Annotated in this window: 26 protein-coding genes; 19 read left to right on the top strand and 7 right to left on the bottom strand. The window is 57.2% G+C overall.

Features of this window, described 5'->3' with window-relative positions; genetic code table 11:
- The first annotated feature begins 86 nt into the window (after window positions 1-86).
- The 5 genes from ACRZ9U_RS16500 (at window position 87) to ACRZ9U_RS16480 (ending at window position 3,736) form a co-directional block, all read left to right on the top strand.
- Window positions 87-773, top strand: a complete 687-nt coding sequence (locus ACRZ9U_RS16500) for a response regulator transcription factor (RefSeq protein ID WP_170398869.1) — start codon at window positions 87-89, stop codon at window positions 771-773.
- Window positions 774-1,091: 318 nt separating this feature from the next.
- The gene (locus ACRZ9U_RS16495) at window positions 1,092-1,880 is read left to right on the top strand and encodes an exodeoxyribonuclease III (RefSeq protein WP_170406686.1); all 789 of its coding nucleotides are present in this window, start codon (window positions 1,092-1,094) and stop codon (window positions 1,878-1,880) included.
- Window positions 1,881-1,967: 87 nt separating this feature from the next.
- Window positions 1,968-2,885, top strand: coding sequence for a thioredoxin family protein (locus ACRZ9U_RS16490; protein WP_170398864.1), 918 nt, complete (start codon window positions 1,968-1,970; stop codon window positions 2,883-2,885).
- Window positions 2,886-2,912: 27 nt separating this feature from the next.
- On the top strand, window positions 2,913-3,554 hold the full coding sequence (locus tag ACRZ9U_RS16485; RefSeq protein ID WP_170398861.1) for an LON peptidase substrate-binding domain-containing protein: 642 nt from the start codon (window positions 2,913-2,915) through the stop codon (window positions 3,552-3,554).
- Window positions 3,551-3,736, top strand: coding sequence for a Trm112 family protein (locus ACRZ9U_RS16480; protein ID WP_170398842.1), 186 nt, complete (start codon window positions 3,551-3,553; stop codon window positions 3,734-3,736). The genes ACRZ9U_RS16485 and ACRZ9U_RS16480 overlap by 4 nt, the downstream gene beginning before the upstream one ends.
- Here ACRZ9U_RS16480 and ACRZ9U_RS16475 read toward each other — a convergent pair.
- Window positions 3,733-4,959 carry an FAD-dependent monooxygenase gene (locus ACRZ9U_RS16475; protein WP_170407858.1) on the bottom strand — a complete coding sequence of 409 codons (1,227 nt, stop codon included), beginning with the start codon at window positions 4,957-4,959 and terminating at the stop codon, window positions 3,733-3,735. The genes ACRZ9U_RS16480 and ACRZ9U_RS16475 overlap by 4 nt on opposite strands.
- Window positions 4,960-5,047: 88 nt before the next feature.
- On the opposite strand from ACRZ9U_RS16475, the gene ACRZ9U_RS16470 reads away from it, so the two are divergent.
- The 4 genes from ACRZ9U_RS16470 (at window position 5,048) to ACRZ9U_RS16455 (ending at window position 11,235) form a co-directional block, all read left to right on the top strand.
- The gene (locus ACRZ9U_RS16470; RefSeq protein ID WP_170732523.1) at window positions 5,048-6,376 is read left to right on the top strand and encodes an amidase family protein; all 1,329 of its coding nucleotides are present in this window, start codon (window positions 5,048-5,050) and stop codon (window positions 6,374-6,376) included.
- A gap of 108 nt (window positions 6,377-6,484) precedes the next feature.
- Window positions 6,485-7,666, top strand: a complete 1,182-nt coding sequence (locus ACRZ9U_RS16465) for an aminotransferase class I/II-fold pyridoxal phosphate-dependent enzyme (RefSeq protein WP_170406679.1) — start codon at window positions 6,485-6,487, stop codon at window positions 7,664-7,666.
- Window positions 7,667-7,680: 14 nt separating this feature from the next.
- Window positions 7,681-10,599, top strand: coding sequence for a DNA translocase FtsK (locus ACRZ9U_RS16460; protein WP_170406675.1), 2,919 nt, complete (start codon window positions 7,681-7,683; stop codon window positions 10,597-10,599).
- Between the two features lie 39 nt (window positions 10,600-10,638).
- Entirely contained in the window at window positions 10,639-11,235 is a 597-nt protein-coding gene (locus ACRZ9U_RS16455) for an outer membrane lipoprotein carrier protein LolA (protein WP_170406673.1), read from the top strand.
- Window positions 11,236-11,250: 15 nt separating this feature from the next.
- Here ACRZ9U_RS16455 and ACRZ9U_RS16450 read toward each other — a convergent pair whose 3' ends face one another.
- Complete coding sequence (locus ACRZ9U_RS16450) at window positions 11,251-11,832, bottom strand: transglycosylase SLT domain-containing protein (RefSeq protein ID WP_170406669.1); 582 nt, start codon at window positions 11,830-11,832, stop codon at window positions 11,251-11,253.
- A gap of 60 nt (window positions 11,833-11,892) precedes the next feature.
- Entirely contained in the window at window positions 11,893-12,774 is an 882-nt protein-coding gene (locus tag ACRZ9U_RS16445) for an AEC family transporter (RefSeq protein ID WP_170406666.1), read from the bottom strand.
- A gap of 80 nt (window positions 12,775-12,854) precedes the next feature.
- Between ACRZ9U_RS16445 and hspQ the strand changes: the two genes are divergently transcribed.
- On the top strand, window positions 12,855-13,181 hold the full coding sequence (gene hspQ / locus ACRZ9U_RS16440; protein WP_170398818.1) for a heat shock protein HspQ: 327 nt from the start codon (window positions 12,855-12,857) through the stop codon (window positions 13,179-13,181).
- Between the two features lie 24 nt (window positions 13,182-13,205).
- Here the strand turns inward: hspQ and ggt are convergent, their stop codons facing one another.
- The 3 genes from ggt to ACRZ9U_RS16425 all read right to left on the bottom strand — a co-directional run bounded on the left by ggt (window position 13,206) and on the right by ACRZ9U_RS16425 (window position 15,806).
- Entirely contained in the window at window positions 13,206-14,783 is a 1,578-nt protein-coding gene (gene ggt, locus ACRZ9U_RS16435) for a gamma-glutamyltransferase (protein ID WP_480902408.1), read from the bottom strand.
- Between the two features lie 212 nt (window positions 14,784-14,995).
- A complete protein-coding gene (locus tag ACRZ9U_RS16430) occupies window positions 14,996-15,412 on the bottom strand; it encodes an ATP-binding protein (protein ID WP_480888627.1) in 417 nt (138 codons plus the stop codon).
- 55 nt (window positions 15,413-15,467) lie between these two features.
- The gene (locus ACRZ9U_RS16425; protein WP_480902406.1) at window positions 15,468-15,806 is read right to left on the bottom strand and encodes an STAS domain-containing protein; all 339 of its coding nucleotides are present in this window, start codon (window positions 15,804-15,806) and stop codon (window positions 15,468-15,470) included.
- Window positions 15,807-15,907: 101 nt separating this feature from the next.
- On the opposite strand from ACRZ9U_RS16425, the gene ACRZ9U_RS16420 reads away from it, so the two are divergent.
- On the top strand, window positions 15,908-17,080 hold the full coding sequence (locus ACRZ9U_RS16420; RefSeq protein ID WP_480562309.1) for a thiolase family protein: 1,173 nt from the start codon (window positions 15,908-15,910) through the stop codon (window positions 17,078-17,080).
- A gap of 75 nt (window positions 17,081-17,155) precedes the next feature.
- On the top strand, window positions 17,156-17,608 hold the full coding sequence (locus ACRZ9U_RS16415) for a GAF domain-containing protein (protein WP_170406656.1): 453 nt from the start codon (window positions 17,156-17,158) through the stop codon (window positions 17,606-17,608).
- Window positions 17,609-17,619: 11 nt separating this feature from the next.
- Here ACRZ9U_RS16415 and ACRZ9U_RS16410 read toward each other — a convergent pair whose 3' ends face one another.
- Window positions 17,620-17,904: a DUF1294 domain-containing protein gene (locus ACRZ9U_RS16410; protein ID WP_480562310.1), complete on the bottom strand. Its 285-nt coding sequence runs from the start codon at window positions 17,902-17,904 to the stop codon at window positions 17,620-17,622.
- Between the two features lie 117 nt (window positions 17,905-18,021).
- On the opposite strand from ACRZ9U_RS16410, the gene ACRZ9U_RS16405 reads away from it, so the two are divergent.
- From ACRZ9U_RS16405 to ACRZ9U_RS16375, 7 genes are read left to right on the top strand one after another with little or no spacing between them, the layout of a single operon-like run.
- The gene (locus ACRZ9U_RS16405; protein ID WP_170425828.1) at window positions 18,022-18,591 is read left to right on the top strand and encodes an XRE family transcriptional regulator; all 570 of its coding nucleotides are present in this window, start codon (window positions 18,022-18,024) and stop codon (window positions 18,589-18,591) included.
- Window positions 18,591-19,214 carry a LysE family transporter gene (locus ACRZ9U_RS16400; RefSeq protein WP_170406646.1) on the top strand — a complete coding sequence of 208 codons (624 nt, stop codon included), beginning with the start codon at window positions 18,591-18,593 and terminating at the stop codon, window positions 19,212-19,214. The genes ACRZ9U_RS16405 and ACRZ9U_RS16400 overlap by 1 nt, the downstream gene beginning before the upstream one ends.
- 4 nt (window positions 19,215-19,218) lie before the next feature.
- On the top strand, window positions 19,219-19,599 hold the full coding sequence (locus ACRZ9U_RS16395) for a GFA family protein (RefSeq protein ID WP_170406643.1): 381 nt from the start codon (window positions 19,219-19,221) through the stop codon (window positions 19,597-19,599).
- A gap of 15 nt (window positions 19,600-19,614) precedes the next feature.
- Window positions 19,615-22,065 (top strand): GcvT family protein, encoded by a 2,451-nt coding sequence (locus ACRZ9U_RS16390; protein ID WP_170398785.1) that lies wholly within the window; start codon window positions 19,615-19,617, stop codon window positions 22,063-22,065.
- A gap of 24 nt (window positions 22,066-22,089) precedes the next feature.
- Window positions 22,090-23,136 (top strand): alcohol dehydrogenase family protein, encoded by a 1,047-nt coding sequence (locus ACRZ9U_RS16385; RefSeq protein ID WP_170406639.1) that lies wholly within the window; start codon window positions 22,090-22,092, stop codon window positions 23,134-23,136.
- A gap of 11 nt (window positions 23,137-23,147) precedes the next feature.
- Window positions 23,148-24,041 (top strand): homocysteine S-methyltransferase family protein, encoded by an 894-nt coding sequence (locus ACRZ9U_RS16380; protein WP_170406636.1) that lies wholly within the window; start codon window positions 23,148-23,150, stop codon window positions 24,039-24,041.
- A 9-nt stretch (window positions 24,042-24,050) separates the two neighbouring features.
- Entirely contained in the window at window positions 24,051-25,031 is a 981-nt protein-coding gene (locus tag ACRZ9U_RS16375; RefSeq protein ID WP_170406633.1) for a GlxA family transcriptional regulator, read from the top strand.
- Window positions 25,032-25,093: the final 62 nt, after the last annotated feature.

Below are 25,093 nucleotides of genomic sequence, written 5' to 3'. Positions count from 1 at the left end.
ACACGAGGGCGTGAGACGACTGCAGTAAATCTTGCTGATTGCATTCTTCATACGCAAGTGATGGAAAAGGCTTAGGAGGACCGTACATGGCTCAGCTCAAGAAAATCCTGCTGGTGGATGACGACGAAGACCTGCGCGAAGCGCTCAGCGAGCAACTTGTCATGACCGAAGACTTTGACGTGTTCGAGGCGTCCGATGGCGCGTCGGCAATGGAACGCGCGCGCGAAGCAATATACGATCTGGTGATTCTGGATGTCGGCCTGCCGGATACCGATGGCCGCGAGCTGTGTCGCCTGATGCGCAAGCAGGGCGTCAAAAGCCCGGTGCTGATGCTGACTGGGCACGACAGCGATGCTGACACGATCCTGGGCCTTGATGCTGGCGCTAATGATTATGTCAGCAAGCCTTTCAAATTTCCGGTTCTTCTGGCCCGGATTCGGGCCCAACTGCGCCAGCATGAACAATCCGAGGATGCGGTCTTTGTTCTGGGGCCCTACACCTTCAAACCGGCCATGAAGATGCTGATGACCGAAGATGATCGCAAGATCCGCCTGACCGAGAAAGAGACTAACATTCTCAAGTTCCTCTATCGATCAACTGACGGCGTTGTTGCACGTGATGTTCTGTTGCACGAAGTCTGGGGTTACAACGCGGGCGTTACAACACACACGCTTGAAACCCATATCTATCGTCTGCGTCAGAAGATTGAACCCGACCCGTCGAATGCACGCCTTTTGGTCACAGAATCGGGCGGATATCGCCTTGTTGCTTGACTAATGGTGGATTGACTTGGATCAAAGTGATACTCTGTAGGTATCTTTAGATTACTCCCAACCCGCGCATGTCCGGGTTATGACATGCACCTCCCTGTTGGACTGCCGGGCCTGATGGCCCGGCTTTTTTTGTCGAGTGCAACTGTATCGTGCAGGGCGATAACGGCACCGGGCATCCGATTTCATTCAATGAAATCGGACCGGAAACTTTGCAAGTTTCCGTAACCGCCGGGTCAGGCAACATTGCTTTGTTTTTCGATGGCACCTCGCTTGGCGCCACGCTAACCTGCGGCAACTTCGACAAAGGAACCCCCGGATATGCCCTTCACCCTTGCCACATGGAACATCAATTCGGTCCGCCTGCGCGAGCCTATCGTTCTGAAATTGCTGCAGGAAGAGGCGCCGGATGTGCTGTGTCTACAGGAATGCAAATCGCCGGTCGACAAAATCCCGACCGAAGGGTTCGCCGAGCTGGGCTATACGCATATGATTGCGCGGGGCCAGAAGGGGTATAACGGCGTCGCCATACTGTCGCGCCTTCCGCTTGAGGAAGTAGGGGATAAGGATTTCGCGGGTCTGGGTCATGCGCGACACATTGCGGGGCGGTTGGAGAATGGCGTGACCATTCATAATTTCTATGTCCCCGCTGGGGGCGACGTGCCGGATCGCGAAGTGAACGAGAAGTTTGGCCAAAAGCTGGAATACCTCGCTGACATGCGCGATTGGTTCCATGCGGAAAAGCCGAAAAAGTCCATTCTGGTGGGCGATCTGAATATTGCGCCCCGCGAAGATGATGTCTGGTCGCACAAGCAGTTGCTGAAGGTGGTTTCACATACGCCGATCGAGGTTGAAACGCTGGCCGAGACTCAGGATGCAGGTGGCTGGGTCGATATCACCCGGCAGGATATTCCCGAGGGCCAGCTATACAGCTGGTGGTCTTATCGGGCACGAGATTGGGATGCCGCCGACAAGGGACGCAGGCTGGATCATGTCTGGGCTACGCCCGATATCTCGAACGCGGGTCATTCCAGCCGCATTCTGCGCGACGCGCGCGGATGGGAAAAACCCAGTGATCACGCCCCGGTATTTGCCACGTTTGACGTCTGACCGAAGCAAATTCGCCGAACTCTCCCCTTGGTTTCTGCCGCATTGGACTGCATATAGGGCGCAAGTTCGAACCAGAGAGTATAAGCCATGGACCTTCTGAACGGCGCAGGCAGCCCCCAAGCCACTGATCTGATTAAAGACGGGACCGAGGCCACCTTTATGGCCGATGTGGTCGAAGCCTCACAAGAGACGCCGATCATCGTTGACTTCTGGGCGCCTTGGTGCGGCCCCTGCAAAACGCTGGGCCCGGCGTTGGAAGAGGCCGTGACCGCTGCCAAGGGTGCGGTCAAGATGGTCAAGATCAACGTGGACGAAGCGCAGATGATTGCAGGACAACTGCGCATCCAGTCGATTCCGATGGTCTATGCATTTCACAAAGGCCAACCGATCGACGGGTTTCAGGGCGCTTTGCCAGGGTCCGAGATCAAGGCCTTCATAGATCGTGTGATCGAAGCCGCGGGCGGTGAAAGCCCGGGTGGTCAACTAGATGATGCTGTGCAAGCTGCCGAAGAAATGTTGACCGAGGGGGCCGCTGTAGACGCGGCACAGACTTTTGCCGCCATACTGGGTGAAGACCCCAATCACGCTGCCGCTTATGGCGGGTTGGTGCGCGCGCATATTGCATCGGGGGATCTGGATCAGGCTGAGGCGATCCTCAATGGTGCGCCTGCCGAGATTTCCACTTCACCCGAGGTTGAAGCGGCCCATGCGCAACTGGAATTGGCCAAGCAGGCTGCAGATGCTGGTCCGGTAGGTGAGTTGACTGCAACAGTTGAGGCCGAGCCAGACAACCATCAAGCCCGTTTCGATCTGGCGCAGGCCCTGCATGCCAATGGCGATGTCGAAGAGGCAGTGGCTCAACTGTTGGAATTGTTCCGCCGCGATCGCGAGTGGAATGATGGGGCAGCAAAGGCGCAGCTCTTCACAATTTTCGATGCGCTCAAGCCCAATGACCCGATTGTTCTGAACGGGCGGCGCAAGCTCAGCTCGATGATATTTGCCTAATCTCCGATCAGAACTAAACTCGGGTACATGATGCATCCTGCCGATTTGCCGGAAACGGTATCCGTTTTCCCTTTGCCCGGAGCGCTGCTGCTGCCACGGTCTCGCCTGCCGCTGCATATTTTTGAGCCGCGCTACCTACAGATGCTGGACGACGCGCTGAAAACGCAAGAACGCCTGATCGGGATGGTGCAACCGAATACCTGTCAGGGCGACGAAACCAAGCTGCACCAGATCGGCTGCGCTGGACGGGTCACCCAGTTTTCCGAGACCGAAGATGGCAGGTATCTGATTACGCTGACGGGAATCTCTCGGTTCAGGGTCAAATCAGAGTTGGACAGTTTCACCCCGTATCGCCGGGTTTCGGTGTCCTGGGACGGGTTTGACCGTGATCTGGGCAAGGCCGAGGTGGATGACGGTTTTGATCGGAACAGGTTCCTGCGGCTGTTGGAACGGTTTTTTTCGTCCCGTCAGTTGTCCACCGATTGGGACACAATGAAAGATGCCGATGATGAGCTTTTGGTCAATTCCCTGTCCATGATGCTGGAATTTGACCCGGAGGAAAAGCAGGCTTTGCTTGAGGCCCCTTGCTTACGCACCCGGCGCGAAACCTTGGTGACACTAATTGAATTCGCCATGCGCGGCGGATCGAATGAGGAAAAACTGCAATGAGCGATACCGAACACGCCTTTGACCGCCATATGCTTGAGGCGTTGATTTGTCCGCAGACCCACACGACGCTGCACTATGATGCCGAACGGCAAGAGCTGGTGTCAAAAGCCGCCGCTCTGGCCTTTCCAATCCGCAACGGTATTCCAGTGATGCTAGTGGATGAGGCCCGAGAGCTGGACTAGATCGGGTGTCCCTGCAGCAGTTTCGGCAGGTCTCCGGTCAGACCTGCAGCCTCGCGCACGAAACCTCGGCGCAGCCCGGGCAGCGATCCGACGATACCCATTCCAATATCCCGACCTATGCGGAGCAGGGGATTATCGTTCGAAAACAGCTTGTTGAACATATCAGTCGCCATCGCAAGCGAGGCTGTGTCGAACCGGCGCCACTCTTGATAGCGCTCCAGCACAAGCGTTGATCCGATATCCTCGCCACGTCGTCCCGCAAGGGTCAGAACCTCGGCCAATGCACCGACATCACGCAGACCTGCGTTCAGGCCTTGCCCGGCGATGGGGTGCATGCCATGGGCGGCGTCTCCGACCAAAGCCAACCGGTCCGAGATGAAGGAATTGGCGATGGTCAGGTTCAACGGGTATGTGAACCGGTCACCCTGCAGGCGGATATCCCCCAGGAAATCGCCAAAGCGCGGGCGCAGAACTTGTAGGTAATCTGCCTCGGGCAGCGCATTGATCTGCGCGGACGTCTCAGTGCGTTCGCTCCAGACGATGGAACTGCGGTTCCCGGTCAGCGGCAGAATCGCCAACGGGCCGGGGGGCATGAAGAACTGATGGGCGATACCGAGATGCGGTAGCTCGTGTTCAATGGCGCAGACCAGAGCGGTCTGGCCATAGTCCCAGCCGGTTCGCTTGATTCCGGCGCGCATAGCGGTCCCGCTGCGGCGGCCATCGCAACCCACCAGAAGGCTGCCGGACAAGGTGGACCCGTCATCCAGTGTAAGTGTTGCCCCGTTTGCCGAGATGTCCTGAGACACGACCGTTTTGCCGCTGATTTCGGTAATCCCGTCTTGTTCGGTCATGGCCTCCAGAAAAGCCCGCCGCAGGTGGCGATCTTCAACCATATAGCCCATCGGGCCTTCTTCGATCTCGGCATGGTCGAAATGCATAAAGAACGGGGAAGGTCCGGCACCGGCATGACCATCCGTTACCTTGATCTCCAGCATCGGCTGGGCGCGCTCTTCCACCTTTTCCCAAACGCCTATCGCGTCGAGCAGACGTTGCGACGCCAATGCCAGCGCATAGGCGCGCCCGTCGAAGGCCGCATTCTTGCGTACTTTCTCTGCCAGAGCGTCAACAACCGTGACTGAATGCCCGGTCTGGGCCAGCGCCAGCGCAAGTGCAGGGCCATTCAGGCCACCACCAACGATCAGGATATCGGATCTGTGTTCCATGTGCTGCAATATGCGCGCCCTTTCGGGATTGTCCATGTGCGGTCCTGTCGCTACCGTCCGATCACGGAATTACTCGGGAGGGGACCGGATGCAAGACTGGCTGACCATGACGGCATGTGATTTGGGCCGTGGTATCGGAATGGGGCAGATTGATCCGGTTGAACTGACAGAAACTTATCTGAGCGCGATTGACGCCCATCCACATCGCGATCGGATCTATGCCCGGGTGACCCACGATCGCGCCCGCGCCGAGGCCCTTGCGGCGCAAGAGCGGGCCAAGCTTGGCCTGCGTCGGTCTTTGTTGGATGGCGTCCCGATCAGCTGGAAAGACCTGTTTGACACGGCAGGCGTAGGGACCGAGGCCGGTTCGGCCCTGTTGGAAGGCCGCGTGCCCGAATCCGATGCGCAGGTGGTGCGGAACGCGACCGCGATGGGTACGGTCTGTCTGGGTAAAACGCATATGAGCGAATTGGCGTTCTCGGGTTTGGGTCTAAACCCTGTGACGGCTACGCCTCCATGCGTGAATGACGAAGACGCAGTGCCGGGCGGCTCATCTTCAGGTGCAGGAGCTTCGGTGGCTTGGGGGCTTGCTGCAGGCGGCGTTGGCTCGGACACGGGTGGATCGGTGCGGATTCCCTCGGCCTGGAACGATCTGGTGGGGCTGAAAACCACGGCGGGGCGCGTTAGCCTTGAGGGCGTCGTGCCGCTATGTCTGAAATTCGATACCGTTGGGCCGCTGGCGCGATCAGTTGAGGACGCCGCACATATGCTTGCCGCGCTTGAGGGCACCGCCCCGGCTGATCTGCGCGGGGCGTCATTGATCGGTCGCCGCTTTGCTGATTTGCAGAACGTCGCCAAGGACGATCTGCGCGAAGCTCCAGCCAACGCCTATGATGATGCGCTGGCGCGCCTGAAAGAGGCCGGGGCCGAGATCGTTCCGCTTGACGTGCCTGAGCTGAACGAAGCGATGAGCCTGTCGGGTGTGCTCTATACAACCGAAGCCTACGGCTTGTGGCGAGATGTGATCGAAGCGAACCCCGAGGCGATGTATCCCGAAATCCTTGAACGGTTCCGAATGGGCAAGGCCTATTCCGGCCCCGATTACGTGGCCGCTTGGTCGAAACTAACCGCTTGTCGACAGGCTTGGGATGCGGCCACTGCGGGCTTTGACGCCGTGCTTGCGCCGACGGCCCCGATCCTACCGCCCAATCTCGACCGGTTGATGAATGATCATGACTACTATGTTACCGAAAATCTCTTGGCTCTCCGCAACACCCGGATCGGCAATCTGATGGGGCTTGCGGCACTGACTTTGCCCACGGGAACACCCGGTTGCGGGCTGATGATGTTGGGCTATCCGGGGTCGGAAGAGGCCTTGTTACGGCTCGGGTCGGCAGCCGAAAGCGCTTTGACCTGAATGCCACAATCCCCTGATTCGGCACCTCTTTGTCTGGACGAAGCCCGGGTCGATCTGTAATCTGCCATAAAACGGGGCGCAAAATGACCCCGAAATTGAGGCAGTATCATGAATTTCCCCGAGCGGTTTTCGAACCTACCGGAATACGCATTTCCGCGTCTACGCGCCCTGTTGGATCATCATCAGCCGGGTGGTGAAGTCGTTCACATGACCATTGGCGAGCCCAAGCATGATTTCCCTTCTTGGGTGACTGACGTGATCATGGAAAACGCCGCCGGGTTTCAGGGATATCCCCCAAACGAAGGCTCACCTGAATTGCGCGCAGCGATCACGGGTTGGATCAACCGCCGCTATGGTGTGTCGATGGATGCAGATGCCAATGTGATGGCACTGAACGGTACGCGCGAGGGTCTTTATAACGCTGCAATGGCGCTCTGCCCTGAGCAGAAAAATGGGCAGCAACCGATCATTCTGTGCCCGAACCCCTTCTATCAGGTCTACATGGTTGCCTCGATTTCGGTCGGTGCGCAGCCATATTTCGTGCCGGCAACCGCTGCCACTGGTCATTTGCCAGACTATGCAGGCCTGCCCGAAGAGGTTCTGAACCGTACTGCTGTAGCCTATATCTGCTCGCCCGCGAACCCTCAGGGGGCGGTCGCCTCGCGCGATAACTGGGTCGAACTGATTCAATTGGCTGAAAAGTACGATTTTCGCATCTTTGCCGATGAATGCTATTCCGAAATCTACCGCGACGCCGCGCCGGTTGGCGCGCTAACCGTTGCGCAAGAACTGGGTGCTGACCCCGAACGTGTCACGCTGTTCAACTCTCTGTCCAAGCGGTCGAACTTGGCCGGGCTGCGGTCGGGGCTGATCGCAGGTGGACCTGAAACAATCAGCCGTGTCAAACTGTTGCGCAGCTATGCGGGTGCCCCTTTGCCCGCCCCGCTGCAGGCCGCCGCCGCCAAGGTTTGGGCGGATGAAGCGCATGTGCAGGAAAACCGCGCGCTGTATCAGGAGAAATACGCCGTAGCGGATGAGGTTTTCGCAGGCGTACAAGGCTACATGCCGCCCGAGGCCGGGTTCTTCCTGTGGCTGCCGGTCGAAAACGGTGAAGAAACCGCATTGAAGCTTTGGCAGGAAACCGGTGTTCGGGTTCTGCCGGGCGCATATCTTTCTCAAGGTGATCCGGGGCAAAACCCGGGCGAGCAATTTATCCGGGTCGCGATGGTGGCCCCAAAAACAGAGATGAAGCGCGGGCTGATTACACTCCGCGACTGCATCTATTCGTGAGGTACGAGGGCAAAATGGCATCATATAACGCGCGAAACCGTGACCCGCTGCTGGACAGCAACATGCAAGCCGCCATTGAACGGCGTAGCAAAGAACTGATCGGGATCGCTTTGATCCTGTTGGGGTTGGCCGCTGCAGCGATGATCTGGTCCTATACGCCCGATGATCCAAACTGGATGGTTTCGACCGATGCGCCCGTGCAAAACTGGATGGGGCGCATTGGGGCCTCGATTGCCGCGCCGTTGTTTATGATCGTGGGTTGGGGCAGCTTGGGTGTCGCCTTGGTGCTGATCACTTGGGGCGTTCGATTTGCAGGTCATTTAGGTGAAGACCGTGCCATTGCCCGCCTGATTTTTGCGCCGATCTGGATCGCCGTTCTGGCTGTCTATGCAGCGACTCTGGTACCGGGTGCCGAATGGCGGACGACGCACAGCTATGGCTTGGGTGGTCTATTCGGCGATACAGTGATGGGCGCGATTTTGACTTTGTTGCCGATCTCATCGCATTTCCTGGTCAAGCTGATGTCGCTGGCGATGGCGGTCGGTATGCTCGCTCTGGGTGTATTCGTGTTGGGTTTCGGCAAAGCGGACGTTCGCAATGGCTTCCGGGCGTTTCTGTTGGGACTGGTCATGGCCTATGATCTGTTGATGAACGCGCTGGGACGCGGGGCATCGGCGACAGCGCGGGCAGCACGGGACCGGAAGGCCCAATGGGCCGAGCGCAAGGCCAAACGTGCAGTTCCGGTTCAGGCGGATTTTGACGACGACCTGGCCTACGCTGATCCGGTCTTTGAAGACCCTGAGATTGAAGCGCAGGAACCTGTCGCCAAGACAGGCCTTCTGGCTCGGATGCCTTCCCTGATCCGTCGTCCTGACCCAATGCCCGAGCCTGAGTTGGTCGAAAACGTTGCGGTCGAAGGGTATTACGACATGCCGGGTGAGGATCGCATCCGGTCCAAGATTTCCGCCGCTGTGCGCAATCGTAAAGTGGCCGCTGGTGTGCTAACGCCCGAACCCGATCCCAACTTGCCATTGACCAAAGGGCGGGGCAGGGGACCGGACCCGTTGATTTTGAACTCTGGCGCGGCAGACGAGTTGCCGCCCGAACCCCCGATGACCTCTGCAGGTTTGCCACCCGAACCACCGCTGACAGCAGGATCTGATGTTGAGACGCTGGCGGCTGACTCCGAGGCTGATAATTGGATGCAGCAGGACTATGTTTCCGAACCGGACTATGATGATGAGGCCGTGTTTGATGATGCCTCCGAACCCGCGCTCCAAGCGAGACAGGCTGTCAAGATTCCTGTCGCTGAGCCGCGTAAACCTGTAGTAGCTCAACCGGTCCGACGCACTCCTCCACCTTCGCGCAGGGCGCAAGCCGAAGCACAGCCGACACTTTCTTTCGAGGAACGGCATTCTGATTTCGAACTGCCACCGCTGGGCCTTCTGTCCAACCCTGCAAGCATCCAACGCCATCACCTAAGCGATGAGGCGCTCGAGGAAAATGCGCGGATGCTGGAAAACGTGCTGGATGACTACGGCGTCAAGGGTGAGATCGTCAGCGTCCGCCCCGGTCCGGTTGTGACCATGTACGAATTGGAGCCTGCACCGGGTTTAAAAGCCAGCCGTGTGATCGGTTTGGCCGACGATATCGCGCGCTCAATGTCGGCTTTGTCCGCGCGGGTTTCAACTCTACCGGGGCGCTCGGTTATTGGCATTGAACTGCCCAATGAAAACCGTGAGATGGTGGTGCTGCGCGAAATCCTCGCCAGTCGCGATTTCGGCGATGGTAACCATGCGCTGCCCTTGGCGTTAGGCAAGGATATCGGCGGTGAGTCCGTGGTGGCGAACTTGGCAAAAATGCCTCACCTCTTGATCGCTGGTACGACCGGTTCCGGTAAGTCGGTGGCAATCAATACGATGATCCTGTCGCTGCTTTATAAGCTAACGCCGGATGAGTGCCGCCTGATCATGATCGACCCCAAGATGCTGGAACTGTCGGTCTATGACGGTATCCCGCACCTGCTCTCGCCTGTTGTGACCGACCCGAAAAAGGCGGTTGTGGCCCTGAAATGGGTCGTGGGCGAGATGGAGGATCGCTATCGCAAAATGTCCAAAATGGGCGTGCGCAATATCGCGGGCTACAATGGCCGCGTGAAGGATGCGCTGTCCAAGGGCGAGATGTTCAGCCGCACGGTCCAGACCGGCTTTGACGATGAAACTGGCGAGCCAATGTTCGAGACCGAAGAATTCGCGCCCGAAGCAATGCCTTATATCGTTGTGATCGTCGACGAAATGGCCGACCTGATGATGGTCGCGGGCAAGGAGATCGAGGCCTGCATTCAACGTCTGGCGCAGATGGCGCGGGCCTCGGGCATTCACCTGATCATGGCCACTCAGCGCCCCTCTGTTGACGTGATCACCGGGACGATCAAGGCGAACTTCCCAACGCGGATTTCGTTCCAGGTGACCTCGAAAGTCGACAGCCGCACGATCCTGGGCGAGATGGGTGCCGAGCAACTGCTTGGTCAGGGCGACATGCTGTATATGGCGGGCGGGGCGAAGATCACCCGTTGCCACGGTCCGTTTGTCTCGGATGAAGAGGTCGAAGAAATCGTCAACCACCTGAAACAGTTCGGTCCGCCGGCCTACATGAGTGGCGTGGTCGATGGCCCGGCTGAGGAAAAGGCTGACAATATCGACGCTGTTCTGGGCCTGAACACGGGTGGCAACACGAACGGAGAAGACGCCCTTTACGACCAGGCAGTGGCGATTGTGATCAAAGATCGCAAATGCTCGACGTCCTACATTCAGCGAAAACTTGCCATTGGCTACAACAAAGCTGCGCGGCTTGTTGAGCAGATGGAGGACGAAGGCGTTGTTTCCGGGGCAAATCACGTTGGAAAACGCGAAATCCTCGTCCCCGAGCAGTAAGATATTTAATAACAAGGGCAGAACGCCTATCTGGGTCCTATGAAACAGATTGCTTTTGCCCTTGCTCTGACACTGGCTGCGCCCGCCGCGTGGGCGGCTGAAAAGCTGCCACTGTCGCAAATCTCTAACTACCTGAACCAGATGAAGACGGCTCAGACCACATTCACGCAGGTGAATGATGACGGATCGCTTAGCACCGGTAAGCTGTGGCTCGAGCGGCCCGGAAAAATGCGGTTCGAATATGATCCGCCCAACAGCGCGGTAGTTTTGGCGCGGTCGGGGACGGTGCAGATCTTTGACCCGAAATCCAATCAGCCGCCCGAACAGTACCCGCTGAAACGCACACCGCTGTCACTGGTGTTGGCGCGGAATGTCAATCTGGGGCAAGCCAATATGGTTGTTGGGCACGATTTTGACGGGACCGCCACGGTTGTGACGGCTCAGGACCCCAAAAACCCGGAAAGCGGGCGGATCGAGTTAATGTTTACATCCAATCCGGTTGAGCTGCGCAAATGGGTGATCCACGATAACGCTGGAAGTCAAACGACCGTACTGCTGGGGCCGTTGACTGAAGGCGGAAACCTCGATTCCAGCGTGTTTTCAAGCAAAACCCGTATCAGGTCAGACGATCGCTGACCTGACAGGGTTTGTTTAGTAACGGCAGTTCGCCAGCTGCGCCTGATACAGTTGCGCTCGGGCGTCTACATCATTCGCAACGTTCAACAGCCAAGATTTGCTGTTGTAGCTGCCGCGCGCGTAGCCGGTTTGCCCTTCGTGATAGGCCAGGTATTGGTTACGCGCGTCGGTGGGATGAATCCCGTTCCGCTCATAGCTTTTGTTCATGTACCAGCCAATGAAATCTGACGCATCACGGATGCGATCCCGCTTGGCGCGGCGTTTGCCGGTTTCGCGCTGATACTGCTCCCACGTGCCATCAAGTGCCTGACCATAGCCGTAAGCACTGCTTTGGCGACCCATCGGGATGACGCCCAGCACGTATTGGTGCGGTGTGCGCGCATCTGCGCGATAACGGCTTTCTTGGTAAATCGTGGCCATCTGAACGTGAACGGGGACACCCCATTTGCGCTCGGTGCTTTTGAAAGCCTTGATATAATCGGGTTTTTCGCGCGCAATGCTGCACGCGTCATTCAGTCTGCTCGGTGGCTGTTTGGACCCGCCACCACAGGATGCCAAAAGCAGCACCCCGAAGAGTACGAAAAGAATTCTGCTCATGTGCCTCGTGCCTTTTTTCTTTATTCTAGCGCAGATTGAGCTCTGAGGAAATCACAATCGTTACAGAATAATAGCGAGAATTATAGGCAGTGCGGCAACCGATAGCACGGTCGAGACCATGACCATGCCTGCAACCGCATCTGAATCCGCCTCAAACCGCTCTGCCAGCAGGTATGAGGTGACAGCGACTGGGGTACACATCTGCAAAACTAAAACTCCGAAAGCCACAGGGCCCAGTTCAAAACTGATGGCAAGAACCCAGCCCAACCCGAAGCACACCGCGAGTTTCAGCAAGGACAACCATATAGCCTGTTGCAGCTTCTGTGTTGTCAGGCGTGCAATCGCGACCCCAAGGGTGATCAGCATCATAGGCACCGCCATCTGGCCCAACAGTTCCAGCGTGTTGGTTAGAAACAGTGGCGTCTGCCATCCACGCCACAGAAACAATGCCCCCAGCAGCGTGGCCCAGACCATGGGCTCGCGCAGAACCCTGCCAAAGGCGCCGCGCCCCGCGACCAGATAGATACCGTAAGTGAAAGAAAACAGAGCGGTAACGGCCAAAAAGATCACCGCGAAACCCAACCCAGCCTGCCCAAAGGCAAAGATGCACAAAGGCAGGCCCAGATTCCCAGTGTTACCGAAGATAAGAGGTGACAGATAGGTCCGCTGCTCAAGCCCTGAGGCACGTACAAAGACCCAGAAAACCACCGCCAAAGCAACATGTGATGCAATCGCAGCGAGCGTGAAAACGGTCAATTCACCGCCAGGAATGTCGGTTTGCATCAAAGCTACGAAGATCAGGCTGGGCACTGCAAGCGTCACCGCAAACCTCGTGACAAATTGTAACCGATACTCGAACCCAAGCTTGACCCACGCAAACCCGATCCCGGCCAGAAGGAACACTGGGGCAACGATTTCGAACACTGTTAGGAGTAGGTTCACAGACTGTTTCCCCGAATTTCAGCTCATTGGTTGGCTTTTCTGCCCGAAAAGATGTACTAAATGCTTTGGGGGCCGAAACAATGCTAAAGACACAAGCCAAGTACCGCCTGGGACAGGTGGTTCGACACCGTAGACACCCTTTTCGAGGGGTTATTTTTGATGTCGATCCGGAATTCTCGAACTCGGAGGAATGGTATCAGGCCATTCCCGAAGATAGTCGCCCGCTGAAGGACCAGCCGTTCTATCATTTGCTGGCTGAGAATGATCAATCCTTCTATGTCGCTTATGTTTCAGAACAAAATCTGGTTGAGGATCAATCGGGTGAGCCGGTAGACCATCCCGATATCCCCAACATGTTCGGCCCGTTTCAGGATGGATCTTATCCGCTGCACTTTCAGTTGAACTGAATATGTCCGTCATAATGGCGTGTGTCAGTAGCCTAATGCGCAACCATCTTTACGGGGATCGCTAGCACCTTCCAGAACTCCGTTTGAACAGATTCGAATGGCTTGCGCACCACCCAGAGACGTTTCCGGTATTTGGACAGTGTGCCCCATATCGGATAATTGTTGCAGAACGGCATCGGAATAGCCTCGCTCAATTTTCAGAACACCCCCATCTGCAAATGCCCGAGGCGCATCGATGGCTTCCTGCAGCTCTATGTCGAAATCCGTGAGATTTGACACTAGCCGAGCGTGTCCGGTTGGTTGATAGGCACCTCCCATGACACCAAAGGGCATCGCGATGCGGCCTTGGGCGCGCAACATTCCCGGTATGATTGTGTGCATTGGTCGCTTTCCACCGGCAAGCTCATTTGGATGACCGGGTTCGAGGTTGAAACCAGCACCCCGATTCTGCAGCAAAATGCCGAACTTTTCCGAAGCGATGCCCGACCCGAACCCGTGGTAGATCGAATAAATAAGTGAAACGGCCATGCGATCCCGGTCAACCACGGTGATATAGACGGTGTCTTTGTGAACAGATTCGGTCAAGGGAGCGGCGGCAGCCATGGCGCGTTTCGGATTGATCAGCGCGGCAAGTTGGGCGGCTGTCTCAGCTGCAAGAAAATGAGCCATCCGCGTGCTGTGGTCGGGATCGGCGATGAAACGATTGCGTGCGTCGTAGGCCAGTTTGCTAGCCTCGGCTTCGATATGTATGCGTTCAGCCCCCCAAGGGTCCATTGCGGCCAGATCGAAGTGCTTCAAGATATTCAGCAACAGGATTGCCGTCGCGCCCTGACCATTCGGTGGGTGCTCGACCAGTTCGACACCGCCATAATCTCCGCTGACGGGCACAGTTTCATCGCTTTGCACGGCCGCGAAATCCTGCGCAGTCTGTACTCCACCCAGATCGGACAGGGCCGCAAGCATGTCATCGGCAATCTCACCAGAATAAAATGCCTTTTGACCGTGTTGGGCCACGCGCCGAAGAACTTCTGCCTGACCGGGTGCGCGAAAAACCTGCCCGGTTTGCAGGGGTTTGCCGTCAATCAGGTAATGATCACGGGCCGCGCCTTGCAGGGTGGATGCGCTGTTCATCCAATCAAAGGCAACGCGAGGAGCCACCGGAACACCTGACTCGGCATAATGGATTGCGGGTTGCAGGATTGCTTCCAGGCCCAGCCGACCTTCGGTTTTTGCTAGACGGCAGAATGCCTCAACCGCTCCGGGAATTGTCACGGCATCCGGGCTGGTCTCGGGAACCGAATTTGAACCGCGATCCCGCAATGCCTTTGCATCCGCTGCTGCCGCGGCCCGACCCGAACCGTTTAGTGCGCGAACAGTCTGCTCGCCTGCGCGATTGTACAGAACAAAGCAATCTCCGCCCAAGCCGGTCATTTGCGGCTCGCAAATTCCCAGAAGCACCGCGCCTGCAATGGCTGCGTCCATGGCATTGCCGCCCTGCTGCAGAATATCCAGCGCGATTTTGGCGGCCAACGGATGGGACGTTGCGCACATCCCTTCGGTTGCCAAAACTTCAGAACGGCCTGTCTTGTGAAAATCGCGCATGGGTCTTTCCTTCTGCAAACACGCAGACACTAAGCCGCAGCTGGGAATTGTCCAATGCTATCAGAGGAAGGAGGTCCTCGGCGCCGCTCACTGGGTGGGGGCTGTGACGCTAGGCGCCGAGGGAAGCTATCTGAGCTACCCCTTACTTATGACCTTTGTTTGCGGCGCGACAATGGTTCGATCTAGGCCTTATTGTGGCCATTTGATGCCTGCTAGGGCATCTGGTCGAAGTCGAACCGCAAGCAGAGCAGGTTCCCGCCGCTTTTGCGTTCATATTTTATATCGCTGGCAAGTTGATGAATCAGGTGCCAGCCAAAGCCGCCCTCGGGCAGGTCCTGCAAAGCAGTGTCGACAGATGGTGGAGTGCCGCTCGGTATCAACAATTCAGGCATCGGGTCGCCGGTATCGGTGATCTGAATCACCAGCTTCTTTGCACATAATGAGCAATCGATTTGAACGTCAGCGGCGGCCACCCCGGCATAGGCATGTTCGACCACGTTGTTGATCGCTTCCGTCAGCGCGATTCTTACGTCATCTGCTTTGCTTTCCGGCAATCCCTGCGCCGCCAGCCGTGCGCTTAACGCCGCGATCCCTGCGCTGGCCTGCACTTGTGTCGCGGGAAAGCTCACCTCCAGGCAGTTTTGTTTGCAATTCGAGCACACGCTGTTCCACCTCTGCCGATCGTCAGTCTGCACCAGCGCCGATCGCCTCATCCAGCGATTTGAACAGTCTGAACACGGTGTCCATGCGGGTCAGGCGGAACACTTTTTCAACGATCGGGCGCAAGCCGGCCAGATCCAATCTGCGCCCTTTTTCCAATTGTTTCATCGAGGCGACAATGGCGCCCAGACCGCTGGAGTCGATGAATTCGACAGAAGACAAATCCAACACCACCTGTTTGGCATGGGTTTGGGTTTCCGCGCGCATATCTTCCTTGAATTGAATTGCCATCGCGGCATCAATTCGATCACAATGAACGGATATTATCTGTGTCTCGCCGGTGATCTCGCTGCTGAGCCCCATGTTCGTCCGCCTTTGGCAATGCAAAATGATGGTAGAAATACGCTAGACGGTAATTCTTACCATTCGGTATCCATAGGCTGGAAAGTTCAAGGAGATTTCGGATGAACGAGGTTGTGATAGCAGGTGCCGCGCGTACACCAATGGGCGGCTTTCAGGGCATGTTTGACGGCGTCGCCGCTGCTGATCTGGGCGGTGCTGCTATCCGCGCAGCGCTGGAGGGTGCTGGCATTCGGACCGTGGATGAGGTGCTGATGGGCTGCGTCCTGCCTGCCGGCCAGGGACAGGCCCCGGCGCGTCAGGCTGGGTTTGCCGCCGGTCTGGGAGAAGATGTACCTGCCACAACGCTCAACAAAATGTGCGGTTCAGGCATGAAGGCCGCAATGATCGCGTTTGATCAGATCGCTTTGGGCCATACTCAGACCATGGTCGCTGGCGGGATGGAGAGCATGACCAACGCGCCCTATCTGCTGCCCAAGATGCGCGGTGGCGCCCGGATCGGACATGGGCAGGTCGTCGATCACATGTTTCTGGACGGGCTCGAAGACGCCTATGACAAAGGTCGGCTTATGGGCACGTTTGCCGAGGACTGTGCCGAATCCTATCAGTTCACGCGCGAGGCGCAGGACGAATACGCCCTGCGATCGCTTTCGAACGCGCTGTCCGCGCAGGAAAATAATGCGTTCGACCAGGAAATTACACAGGTCAAGATTCAGACTCGTAAAGGCGAGGTTGTGCTGGACGCGGATGAGCAACCCAAATCGGCGCGGCCCGAGAAGATACCCACACTGAAACCAGCCTTTCGCAAGGATGGAACGGTTACGGCAGCCAATTCTTCTTCGATCTCGGATGGCGCAGCCGCCCTTGTGCTTGCCTCGGCAAAGGCAGCAGAACAGCAGGGCCTGACCGTGCGCGCACGAATTCTTGGCCACGCCAGTCACGCGCAGGCACCGGGGCTGTTCACAACTGCTCCGGTTCCGGCAGCGCAGAAATTGTTGGATCGTATCGGTTGGAAAAAAGAAGATGTCGATCTGTGGGAGGTCAACGAAGCCTTCGCCGTTGTGCCCATGGCTTTCATGCACGAAATGGGCTTGTCGCGTGAGATCGTGAATGTGAATGGCGGCGCATGTGCGCTTGGCCATCCGATTGGCGCTTCTGGGGCCCGGATCATGGTCACGCTGCTGAATGCGTTAGAAAAGCGGAACCTCAAGCGCGGTGTCGCGGCAATCTGCATCGGCGGCGGAGAAGGGACGGCCATAGCAATAGAACGCGTTTGACGCTTTGTCTTTTTGCAAATACTCCGGGGAATTGGCGGCAGCGCCCGCAGTTCCTCGGATGCAAGGTCTACCAACATGAAAGCCGACTACGACACACTCGCCAAAACCATTGCCGCCTTGACCGAAGGTGAAACCGACGAGGTTGCATTGATGGCTACGGTGGCATGCGAAGTGCATCACTCGGACGACCGATTCGACTGGACGGGATTTTACCGCGTAACTGAGCCCGAAGTGCTAAAGATCGGGCCTTATCAGGGGGGGCATGGCTGCCTAGTAATCCCTTTTGAACGCGGTGTGTGTGGTGCGGCTGCCCGTACAGGGCAAGTGCAATTGGTTTCGGATGTAGATGCTTTCCCCGGCCATATCGCTTGTGCGTCATCCACTCGGTCCGAGTTGGTTCTACCAGTGCGGGATGCGAATGGTAACGTGATCGCTGTCTTTGATATCGACAGCGACCAGCCCGACGCGTTTACCAAAGATGATGCGACTGCACTTGGTGCTATTCTAACGGATGTATTTGCGCGTTAGAGGGTTCCGAGCTATCGCAAAAATGCGCCAAGATCTCGGGACATAATCAGATAGCAAAGCCCGGCCTGAAACGCTGTGATCGTGTATAGCCAAGCCGAGAAACCGCGCTTGCGGGTCTTGTGCCCGAAGATCCAGCGCCCCAGTAGCGCGGCCAAGCTGCCTCCTAGTGCCGCCAACCATAACAAGCGCCGCTCGGGGATGCGTCGCCTTCTACGGCGCGCGCGCAGCTTATCCCAGCCAAACGCCACCAAAGTCAGGGCATTAATGACCCAAAGATAGATTACGGCAATCCACATGGACCGTGCATAGCCAACTAAAATTGCAGAACCAAGTGAAAAAATGCTTGGAAATTTCACCGATTCGAGGCACCGTGAAAAAGTAACAGAAAATTTCACGCAGACTCGGAGCGCAACTTGAATTCGCAAGCCCCTCATAGCGCATCCCTCGGTGCCGATCTGCGCGCACTGCGCAAGGCGCGTGGGCTGACTCTGACCGAGATCGCCAACCGATTGGATCGGTCCGTTGGCTGGCTCAGCCAAGTCGAGCGTGACATGTCCGAGCCGTCGATTTCGGATCTACGCCAGATTGCCGAATGTCTGGGTGTGCCGATGTCGATGCTGTTTGCCCATTCCGCTGCGCCGGTGGATGAGCAAGGGTATATTGTGCGGGCAGGGTCCCGTCGCCCGATGGGCTCTGGCGAAGAAGGGTTGATCGAAGAACTGCTTTCGCCTGACCTGACCGACGATTTCGAGATGGTGCATTCGACCTTTGAGCCGCATTCTCAGATGCAGACCCCGGCAAACCGGCCGACGCAGGAAGTCGGCTATATGGTTTCAGGCCGTCTGGAACTGACGATCGGCTCGCGCAGCTTTCAGGTCGGCCCCGGCGATAGCTTCCGGATCAAGCACGAGCCCTACACTTGGTCCAACCCCTTTGATGAGCCCGCTGTGGCCATCTGGGTTATCGCCCCACCGGTGTACTGATGAGTTTCGAGGCCTGGACCATATTCGCCCTGTTCTGGGTGGTGTTCGTTACCACCCCGGGGCCTAATGCGGTCAATTGCATCTCAAATGGGATGAGCCTGCCGTTCTCCAAGGCTATGTTGGGTGTCTTGGCTATTTTGACTCAGGCGAGTGTGTTCCTGATCCTCTCGGCTGTGGGAATCACAGCGTTGATTGCCGCGTCGCCAACAGGTTTCTTTGTCGCCAAGCTGATCGGGGCCGGGTTTCTGATCTGGATGGGCATTCGCGGTTGGATGAACGCAGCGAAACCCGCTCCGGCGTCAGAGCGTCCGGCGCGACATGTTTACTTTCACGCGTTGGCTGTTGCCACGATCAACCCCAAAAGCGTCGCCGGATACCTTGCGGCGTTTTCGCAATTTGTGCAGCCGAATGTACCCATCTGGCAGCAGATGGCGGTGATCATGCCGACGGCACTGGTCATCACGACGCTCAGCTATACCGGGTTCACCTCGCTGGGGGCGCTGATGGGCAAGGCTGCGTTGGGGGCGGTGTTCAATATCTGGGTACGCCGCGTGATGGCGACCTGTTTCATCATTTATGGCGTTTTGCTGGGTGCCAGTTCGACGCCGACAGCGAGGGGGTAAGGATATGCATACCGGTTCCTGCCTGTGCGGCGCGGTCGCTTTTGTTGTTGACGGAGACCTCACGCCACCAAATGCCTGCCATTGCGGGCAGTGTCGCAAACAGTCGGGTCACCTGTGGGCCTCGACCGTTACGCAACAGGACAATCTCAGCTTTACCACCAGCGAAACGCTGGGCTGGTATCGCGCCTCTGACATTGCCAAGCGCGGATTTTGCCGCGCTTGTGGCTCGTTCCTCTTCTGGCAGCACAATGACGAGGACACGATCGCAATTTCCGTGGGCTCATTGGATGAGCCGACCGGGTTGAAACTCGCCCAGCACATCTTCGTTGCGGACAAGGGCGATTACTATGACATCAAAGACGACCTGCCCCAGCGGGCACACTAATAGGGAACCAAACACATGAGTGATTTTCCAACCAAGGCCCGTGTGGTCATCATCGGCGGCGGCGTTGTGGGCTGTTCATCGCTGTATCATCTGGCCAAGAAGGGCTGGACGGATTGTGTTCTGCTGGAAAAGAACGAACTGACCGCAGGCTCGACATGGCACGCGGCGGGTAACGTTCCGACGTTTTCGACCTCGTGGGCGATCATGAACATGCAGCGCTATTCGACCGAACTGTATTCGCGCCTCGCGGACGAGGTCGACTATCCGATGAACTACCACGTTTCCGGGTCAATTCGTCTGGCGCACAGCAAGGAGCGGATGCAGGAATTCGAACGGGCCATGTCTATGGGCCGCTATCAAGGCATCCCGATGGAGATGTGGACTCCGGAAGAGGCCAAGGAACGCTATCCTTTCCTGGAGACCCATGATCTTGAAGGCGTTCTGTATGACCCGACCGATGGTGACATTGACCCGGCGCAGCTGACTCAGGCTCTGGCCAAGGGAGCGCGGGATATGGGGCAAAAGATTATCCGATTCTGCCCGGCAACCGGTGTGACACAGCAGGACGACGGCACATGGACCGTGCATACCGAAAAGGGTGATATTGCCTGCGATTATGTGGTGAACGCCGCCGGTTACTATGCGCAGCGCGTAGGGGAATGGTTCAAACCCTTTGGCGGCCGAACCGTCCCGGCAATGGTCATGAGCCATCAGTATCTGTTGACCGACGAAGTTCCTGAAATCGAAGCGTGGTCGAAAGAAAACGGTGGCAAGAAGCTACCGCTGCTGCGCGATGTCGATATCTCGTACTATCTGCGGCAGGAGAAGAACGGCTTCAACCTTGGCCCTTATGAGCCCAATTGCAAGGGCCACTGGATGACCGAGGATGACCCGATGCCCGAGGATTTCAGCTTCCAACTGTGGAACGATGATCTGGACCGGATCGAGGATATCGTGACCGATGCGATGGAACGGGTTCCGCTGATGGCAACCTCGGGCGTAGGTCGCGTCATCAATGGCCCGATCCCCTATGCACCAGATGGTCTGCCGTTGATTGGCCCGATGCCGGGTGTGACAAACGCGTTCGAGGCTCATACCTTTACTTTCGGTATCGCCCAAGGTGGTGGTGCAGGCAAAGTTCTGGCCGAATGGATCGTCGATGGTCACACCGAATGGGATATGTGGGCGGTCGATCCGCGTCGTTACACCGACTACACCGATCAGGACTACTGCAATCAGAAAGGGATGGAAGTCTACGGCAACGAATACGCCATGCATTTCCCACATCACGAATGGCCTGCCGCACGCGACAAGAAGGTCTCGCCTGTGCACGCCAAGGTCAAGGAATTGGGCGGTGTCATGGGCGCGTACAACGGCTGGGAACGCGCAAACTGGTTTGCGCAAACCGGCGATGACACGTCACTGGAAGCCACCCATACCTGGGGACGTTCGGGCCCCTGGGAGCAACGGGTCAAAGAAGAATGCGAAGCCGTGCGCGATCACTGCGGGGTGCTGGATCTGCCGGGCTTCTCGCGGTTCTGGATACAAGGCGAGGGGGCGGATGACTGGCTGCGTGGCTTCTGTACCGGAGGTATCCCTAAAGCAGGGCGCATGAATCTGATCTATGTCTCGGATGAAAGAGGGCGCATTCTGACCGAGCTGTCCTGTATCCGTCTGGCTGAGAACAATTTCGTCCTAATCACCGCTGCCACGGCACAGTGGCACGATGGTGATTTGATCCGCAATTCGGTGCCCGAAGGTGTGACCGTTCGGGAAACCACAACCGAGCGCGACACACTGATCGTGACCGGACCGATGACGCGGAATGTATTGTCCGGCATCACCGATGCAGATTTGCAGCAAGGGTGGCTGACCCACCAATTCGCCAAAGTTGCCGGGCAGGATGCCTTCCTGATCCGTGTATCTTTCGCGGGTGAGTTGGGTTGGGAAATCCATGCTGAAAATGATGCGATGCCCGCCATCTACGAAGCTGTGCTGGCTGCCGGAGCGAAACCTTTTGGCATGTATGCGTTGAATTCGCTGCGGATCGAGAAAGGCTATCGCGCGTGGAAAGGCGATCTAAGCACGGATTACTCTCTGCTGGAAGGTGGCTTGGGGCGCTTTGTCAAGCTCGATAAACCGCAGGATTTTGTTGGCAAAGCAGCCATTCAGAACGAAAAACAGCAAGGCGTTAAAAAGTCCTTTGTCACTCTGATCGTGGACGCAGGTGAGGTCGATGCGCCTTACATGTCCTGCATCTGGAGCGGTGATGAGATCGTGGGTGAAACCACATCGGGTGCGTGGGGGTATCGCATTGGTGCCTCGGTCGCGCTGGGCATGGTGCGCGCAGATCTGGCTGTCCCGGGAACTGAGCTAGAGGTTGAAATCTACGGTCAGAAATGTCGTGCTGTTGTTCAGGAGGATCAGCCGCTCTGGGATCCTGCAAATGAACGGTTGAGGGCCTGACCCCTACGACAGAAAGGCGCTGATATGACCCGGCAGATGGAAGGCGTATATCTGACTGGCCATGGAGGTCCTGAGGTGTTGGAATGGCGGGAAGACGTCCCCGTTCCGACCCCCGGTCCAGGGCAGGTTCTGGTGCGCGTCGCCGCTGCCGGGGTGAACAACACCGACATCAACACGCGGATCGGCTGGTACTCGCCGGATGTTACAGAAGCGACGGATGCGGTAGATCAGCAGGTTGAAGCCGGCGGGTGGGGAGGTGCGCTGCACTTCCCCCGCATCCAAGGCGGTGATCTGTGTGGGATTGTTGAAGAGGCTGGACCGGGGGCAGCGTTCAAGCCCGGCCAACGCGTGACCTGTCCTATCAACTTGCCACGCCCGGGGCCGGGTAGACCGCATGGTTTTATCGCGCTTGGTTCAGAAATCGACGGAGCGTTTGCCCAATACTGTCTGGTCGACGCGGGTGATCTTTATGATGTGACCGCCTCGCCCCTATCAGACGTGGAAATCGCCGCTATTCCCTGCGCGTTTGGGACCGCAGAAAACCTGCTGACTCGCGCTGGTGTGTCGGCAGGCCACACAGTGCTGATTACTGGGGCTTCAGGCGGTGTGGGGCTCGCCGCGGTCCAACTCGCGGCGCTACGAGGAGCGACGGTCTGGGGGGTGACAAGCGCTGCCAAAACGGATGTGGTCAAAGCGCAGGGGGCGTCGGCAACCTTTGACCGGGATGCGCAACTGCCGAAGGATATGTTCGATGTCGTCATCGATGTGGTGGGCGGCTCGGCTTGGCCCGATCTCATACTGGCGCTGAAACCCGGCGGGCATTATGCGGTGTCAGGTGCAATCGCTGGCCCCATCGTCAGCGCCGATTTGCGAGACATCTATCTGCGCGACATCTCAATCCATGGCTGCACCCATCAGCCTCCCGAAGTCTTTGGCCGACTTGTTGTGCTGATGAATGCAGGTCGGATCAGGCCTTTGGTCTCAAAAACCTACCCGTTGCGTGACATTGTTCAGGCGCAAGAGGATTTTATGTCCAAGACCTTGCCCGGGAAACTGGTATTAATACCGTGAAAGGGGGGTAGATGGCTGACATTACGCTTTTAGATGGCTCGATCGGGCAGGAACTGGTGAAACGCAGCGGTGACCAGCCCACGCCTTTGTGGTCAACGCGGGTGATGATCGACAAACCTGACTTGCTGACCGAAGTTCACGCGGCCTATTTCCGCAGTGGCGCGACGATTGCCACCACGAATACCTATGCCATTCACCGCTCGCGGCTGGTGCGTGAGGGGATCGAAGACCAGATGCCACGTCTGATCGAGGCTGCTCTTTCGCGGGCCGAGCAGGCTTGCGCGGGAACTGACGGTCGTATCGCTGGTGCGCTTGGTCCGCTTTTGGCCAGCTACCGGCCCGATCTGAACCCCAACCCAGACGATGCGGCTGAAAAATTTGCCGAGCTGGCTCAACTGATGGCAGACCGGGTTGATCTGTTCCTGATCGAAACCGTGTCCTCGGTTCTGGAAGCCGAAGGTGCGCTTCGCGGTACCGAGAATTGCGGCAAACCCGTCTGGCTGGCATTGTCGGTTATGGATGATGACGGCACGCGATTGCGGTCAGGCGAAGCGCTGGAGGACATCGCCCCGCTTGTTGCGCGTTACGCCCCCGAGGCCGTTTTGATCAACTGCGCGCGCCCGGAAGCGATTCCGGCTGCACTTGAGATCATCGCAAAGCTGGGTCGCCCATTCGGCGCTTATGCCAATGGCTTTACTGGTATCAAAGACGGTTTTTTGAAGGAAGCCCCGACGGTTGACTCTCTGGAAAGCCGTCATGACCTAGACCCTGACGCCTATGCGCAGCATGCCATGGGCTGGGTGGCGCAGGGCGCGACGATCGTTGGCGGTTGCTGCGAGGTTGGGCCAGATCACATCGAAACCCTTGCCGACAGTTTACGCGCGGCCGGGCACACAATTGTTTGAGTGTGCCTCATGTCGATCCGCAACAAACCTGAACGGCGAAAAGATCGGGATCAACAGCATTTCGATATTCTGGTTGCACCCGGTTTCGTGTTGCTTGAATTGGCCTCGTTGGTCGATGTGTTGCGCCTGGCCAACCGGGTATGCGCGCATCCTCCGTTCACATTCACATACCGGTCCCGAAAGGGGGGACCTGTTGAAAGCAGCAGTTGCGCGACGGTGTCGACCGAAACCATACCTGCGCAGCCCGATGCGGATTATCTGTTTGTGATCGGAAACTCGGATCCGGATCAGCCAGAGCTTTCTTTAGGTCGCGTCGTGCCCGACTATACGTACCGGGGAGCCCAGGTCTTTTTGCTGGCCGAAGCGGCAAGCAGGTACATCGACGAAAACGGCGCTGACCATATGGCAACCCATTGGGAAAACGCTTCTTTCTTGCGCGAACGTGGCGCGCGGTTTGAGGCCAAGCTTTCAATTGCGACCGAACAGGGTTCAGTGGTCACCTGCGCAGGAATGGAGGCAACGACGGATGTGGCACTGGCGGTGATTGGGCGGCACATTTCGGGTGCCGCCAAGATGACAGTTGCGGATATCATGCTGCACGAGAACATCCGCGATTTCTCATCCATGCAGCCGTTTTCGGGCGCTCGGAATACAGCCACAGGTGACGCAAAGCTGGATCAATGTATCAAGCTGATGCAGGCGAATATCGAAGAACCGTTACCGATCAATCAGATCGTTGACATGTTACACGTGTCGAACAGATCGCTTGAGCGCAAGTTCAAGGCAACTTTCGCAACCACTCCAAACGGATTCTACCGAGAAATGCGCTTGGCCAAAGCCAACAACTTGCTTTTGAACACAACGATGAGCGTGCGGGAAATCGGCTTGGTGTGCGGCTTTCCAAACGGATTCTCATCCGTTTACAAAAGCGTCTTTGGCGTCACTCCGTTTGTTCTGAGACGTCAAAAAAGACGTGCAGAATATAGGTGATTTTCGCAATTGAGATGACGTTTTTGACGCTTTTTTTGTCGATCCTTCATGGCATTTTGCAA

The organism is Ruegeria sp. D7 (genome assembly GCF_056534355.1).
This window is presented reverse-complemented; position numbering and strand designations above follow the sequence as displayed.

Coding starts and splice junctions, on each gene's coding strand:
- ACRZ9U_RS16500 (WP_170398869.1), top strand. CDS start 87: ATGGCTCAGCTCAAGAAAATCCTGCTGGTGGATGACGACGAAGACCTG.
- ACRZ9U_RS16495 (WP_170406686.1), top strand. CDS start 1,092: ATGCCCTTCACCCTTGCCACATGGAACATCAATTCGGTCCGCCTGCGC.
- ACRZ9U_RS16490 (WP_170398864.1), top strand. CDS start 1,968: ATGGACCTTCTGAACGGCGCAGGCAGCCCCCAAGCCACTGATCTGATT.
- ACRZ9U_RS16485 (WP_170398861.1), top strand. CDS start 2,913: ATGATGCATCCTGCCGATTTGCCGGAAACGGTATCCGTTTTCCCTTTG.
- ACRZ9U_RS16480 (WP_170398842.1), top strand. CDS start 3,551: ATGAGCGATACCGAACACGCCTTTGACCGCCATATGCTTGAGGCGTTG.
- ACRZ9U_RS16475 (WP_170407858.1), bottom strand. CDS start 4,959: ATGGAACACAGATCCGATATCCTGATCGTTGGTGGTGGCCTGAATGGC.
- ACRZ9U_RS16470 (WP_170732523.1), top strand. CDS start 5,048: ATGCAAGACTGGCTGACCATGACGGCATGTGATTTGGGCCGTGGTATC.
- ACRZ9U_RS16465 (WP_170406679.1), top strand. CDS start 6,485: ATGAATTTCCCCGAGCGGTTTTCGAACCTACCGGAATACGCATTTCCG.
- ACRZ9U_RS16460 (WP_170406675.1), top strand. CDS start 7,681: ATGGCATCATATAACGCGCGAAACCGTGACCCGCTGCTGGACAGCAAC.
- ACRZ9U_RS16455 (WP_170406673.1), top strand. CDS start 10,639: ATGAAACAGATTGCTTTTGCCCTTGCTCTGACACTGGCTGCGCCCGCC.
- ACRZ9U_RS16450 (WP_170406669.1), bottom strand. CDS start 11,832: ATGAGCAGAATTCTTTTCGTACTCTTCGGGGTGCTGCTTTTGGCATCC.
- hspQ (WP_170398818.1), top strand. CDS start 12,855: ATGCTAAAGACACAAGCCAAGTACCGCCTGGGACAGGTGGTTCGACAC.
- ggt (WP_480902408.1), bottom strand. CDS start 14,783: ATGCGCGATTTTCACAAGACAGGCCGTTCTGAAGTTTTGGCAACCGAA.
- ACRZ9U_RS16425 (WP_480902406.1), bottom strand. CDS start 15,806: ATGGGGCTCAGCAGCGAGATCACCGGCGAGACACAGATAATATCCGTT.
- ACRZ9U_RS16420 (WP_480562309.1), top strand. CDS start 15,908: ATGAACGAGGTTGTGATAGCAGGTGCCGCGCGTACACCAATGGGCGGC.
- ACRZ9U_RS16415 (WP_170406656.1), top strand. CDS start 17,156: ATGAAAGCCGACTACGACACACTCGCCAAAACCATTGCCGCCTTGACC.
- ACRZ9U_RS16410 (WP_480562310.1), bottom strand. CDS start 17,904: ATGTGGATTGCCGTAATCTATCTTTGGGTCATTAATGCCCTGACTTTG.
- ACRZ9U_RS16400 (WP_170406646.1), top strand. CDS start 18,591: ATGAGTTTCGAGGCCTGGACCATATTCGCCCTGTTCTGGGTGGTGTTC.
- ACRZ9U_RS16395 (WP_170406643.1), top strand. CDS start 19,219: ATGCATACCGGTTCCTGCCTGTGCGGCGCGGTCGCTTTTGTTGTTGAC.
- ACRZ9U_RS16390 (WP_170398785.1), top strand. CDS start 19,615: ATGAGTGATTTTCCAACCAAGGCCCGTGTGGTCATCATCGGCGGCGGC.
- ACRZ9U_RS16385 (WP_170406639.1), top strand. CDS start 22,090: ATGACCCGGCAGATGGAAGGCGTATATCTGACTGGCCATGGAGGTCCT.
- ACRZ9U_RS16380 (WP_170406636.1), top strand. CDS start 23,148: ATGGCTGACATTACGCTTTTAGATGGCTCGATCGGGCAGGAACTGGTG.
- ACRZ9U_RS16375 (WP_170406633.1), top strand. CDS start 24,051: ATGTCGATCCGCAACAAACCTGAACGGCGAAAAGATCGGGATCAACAG.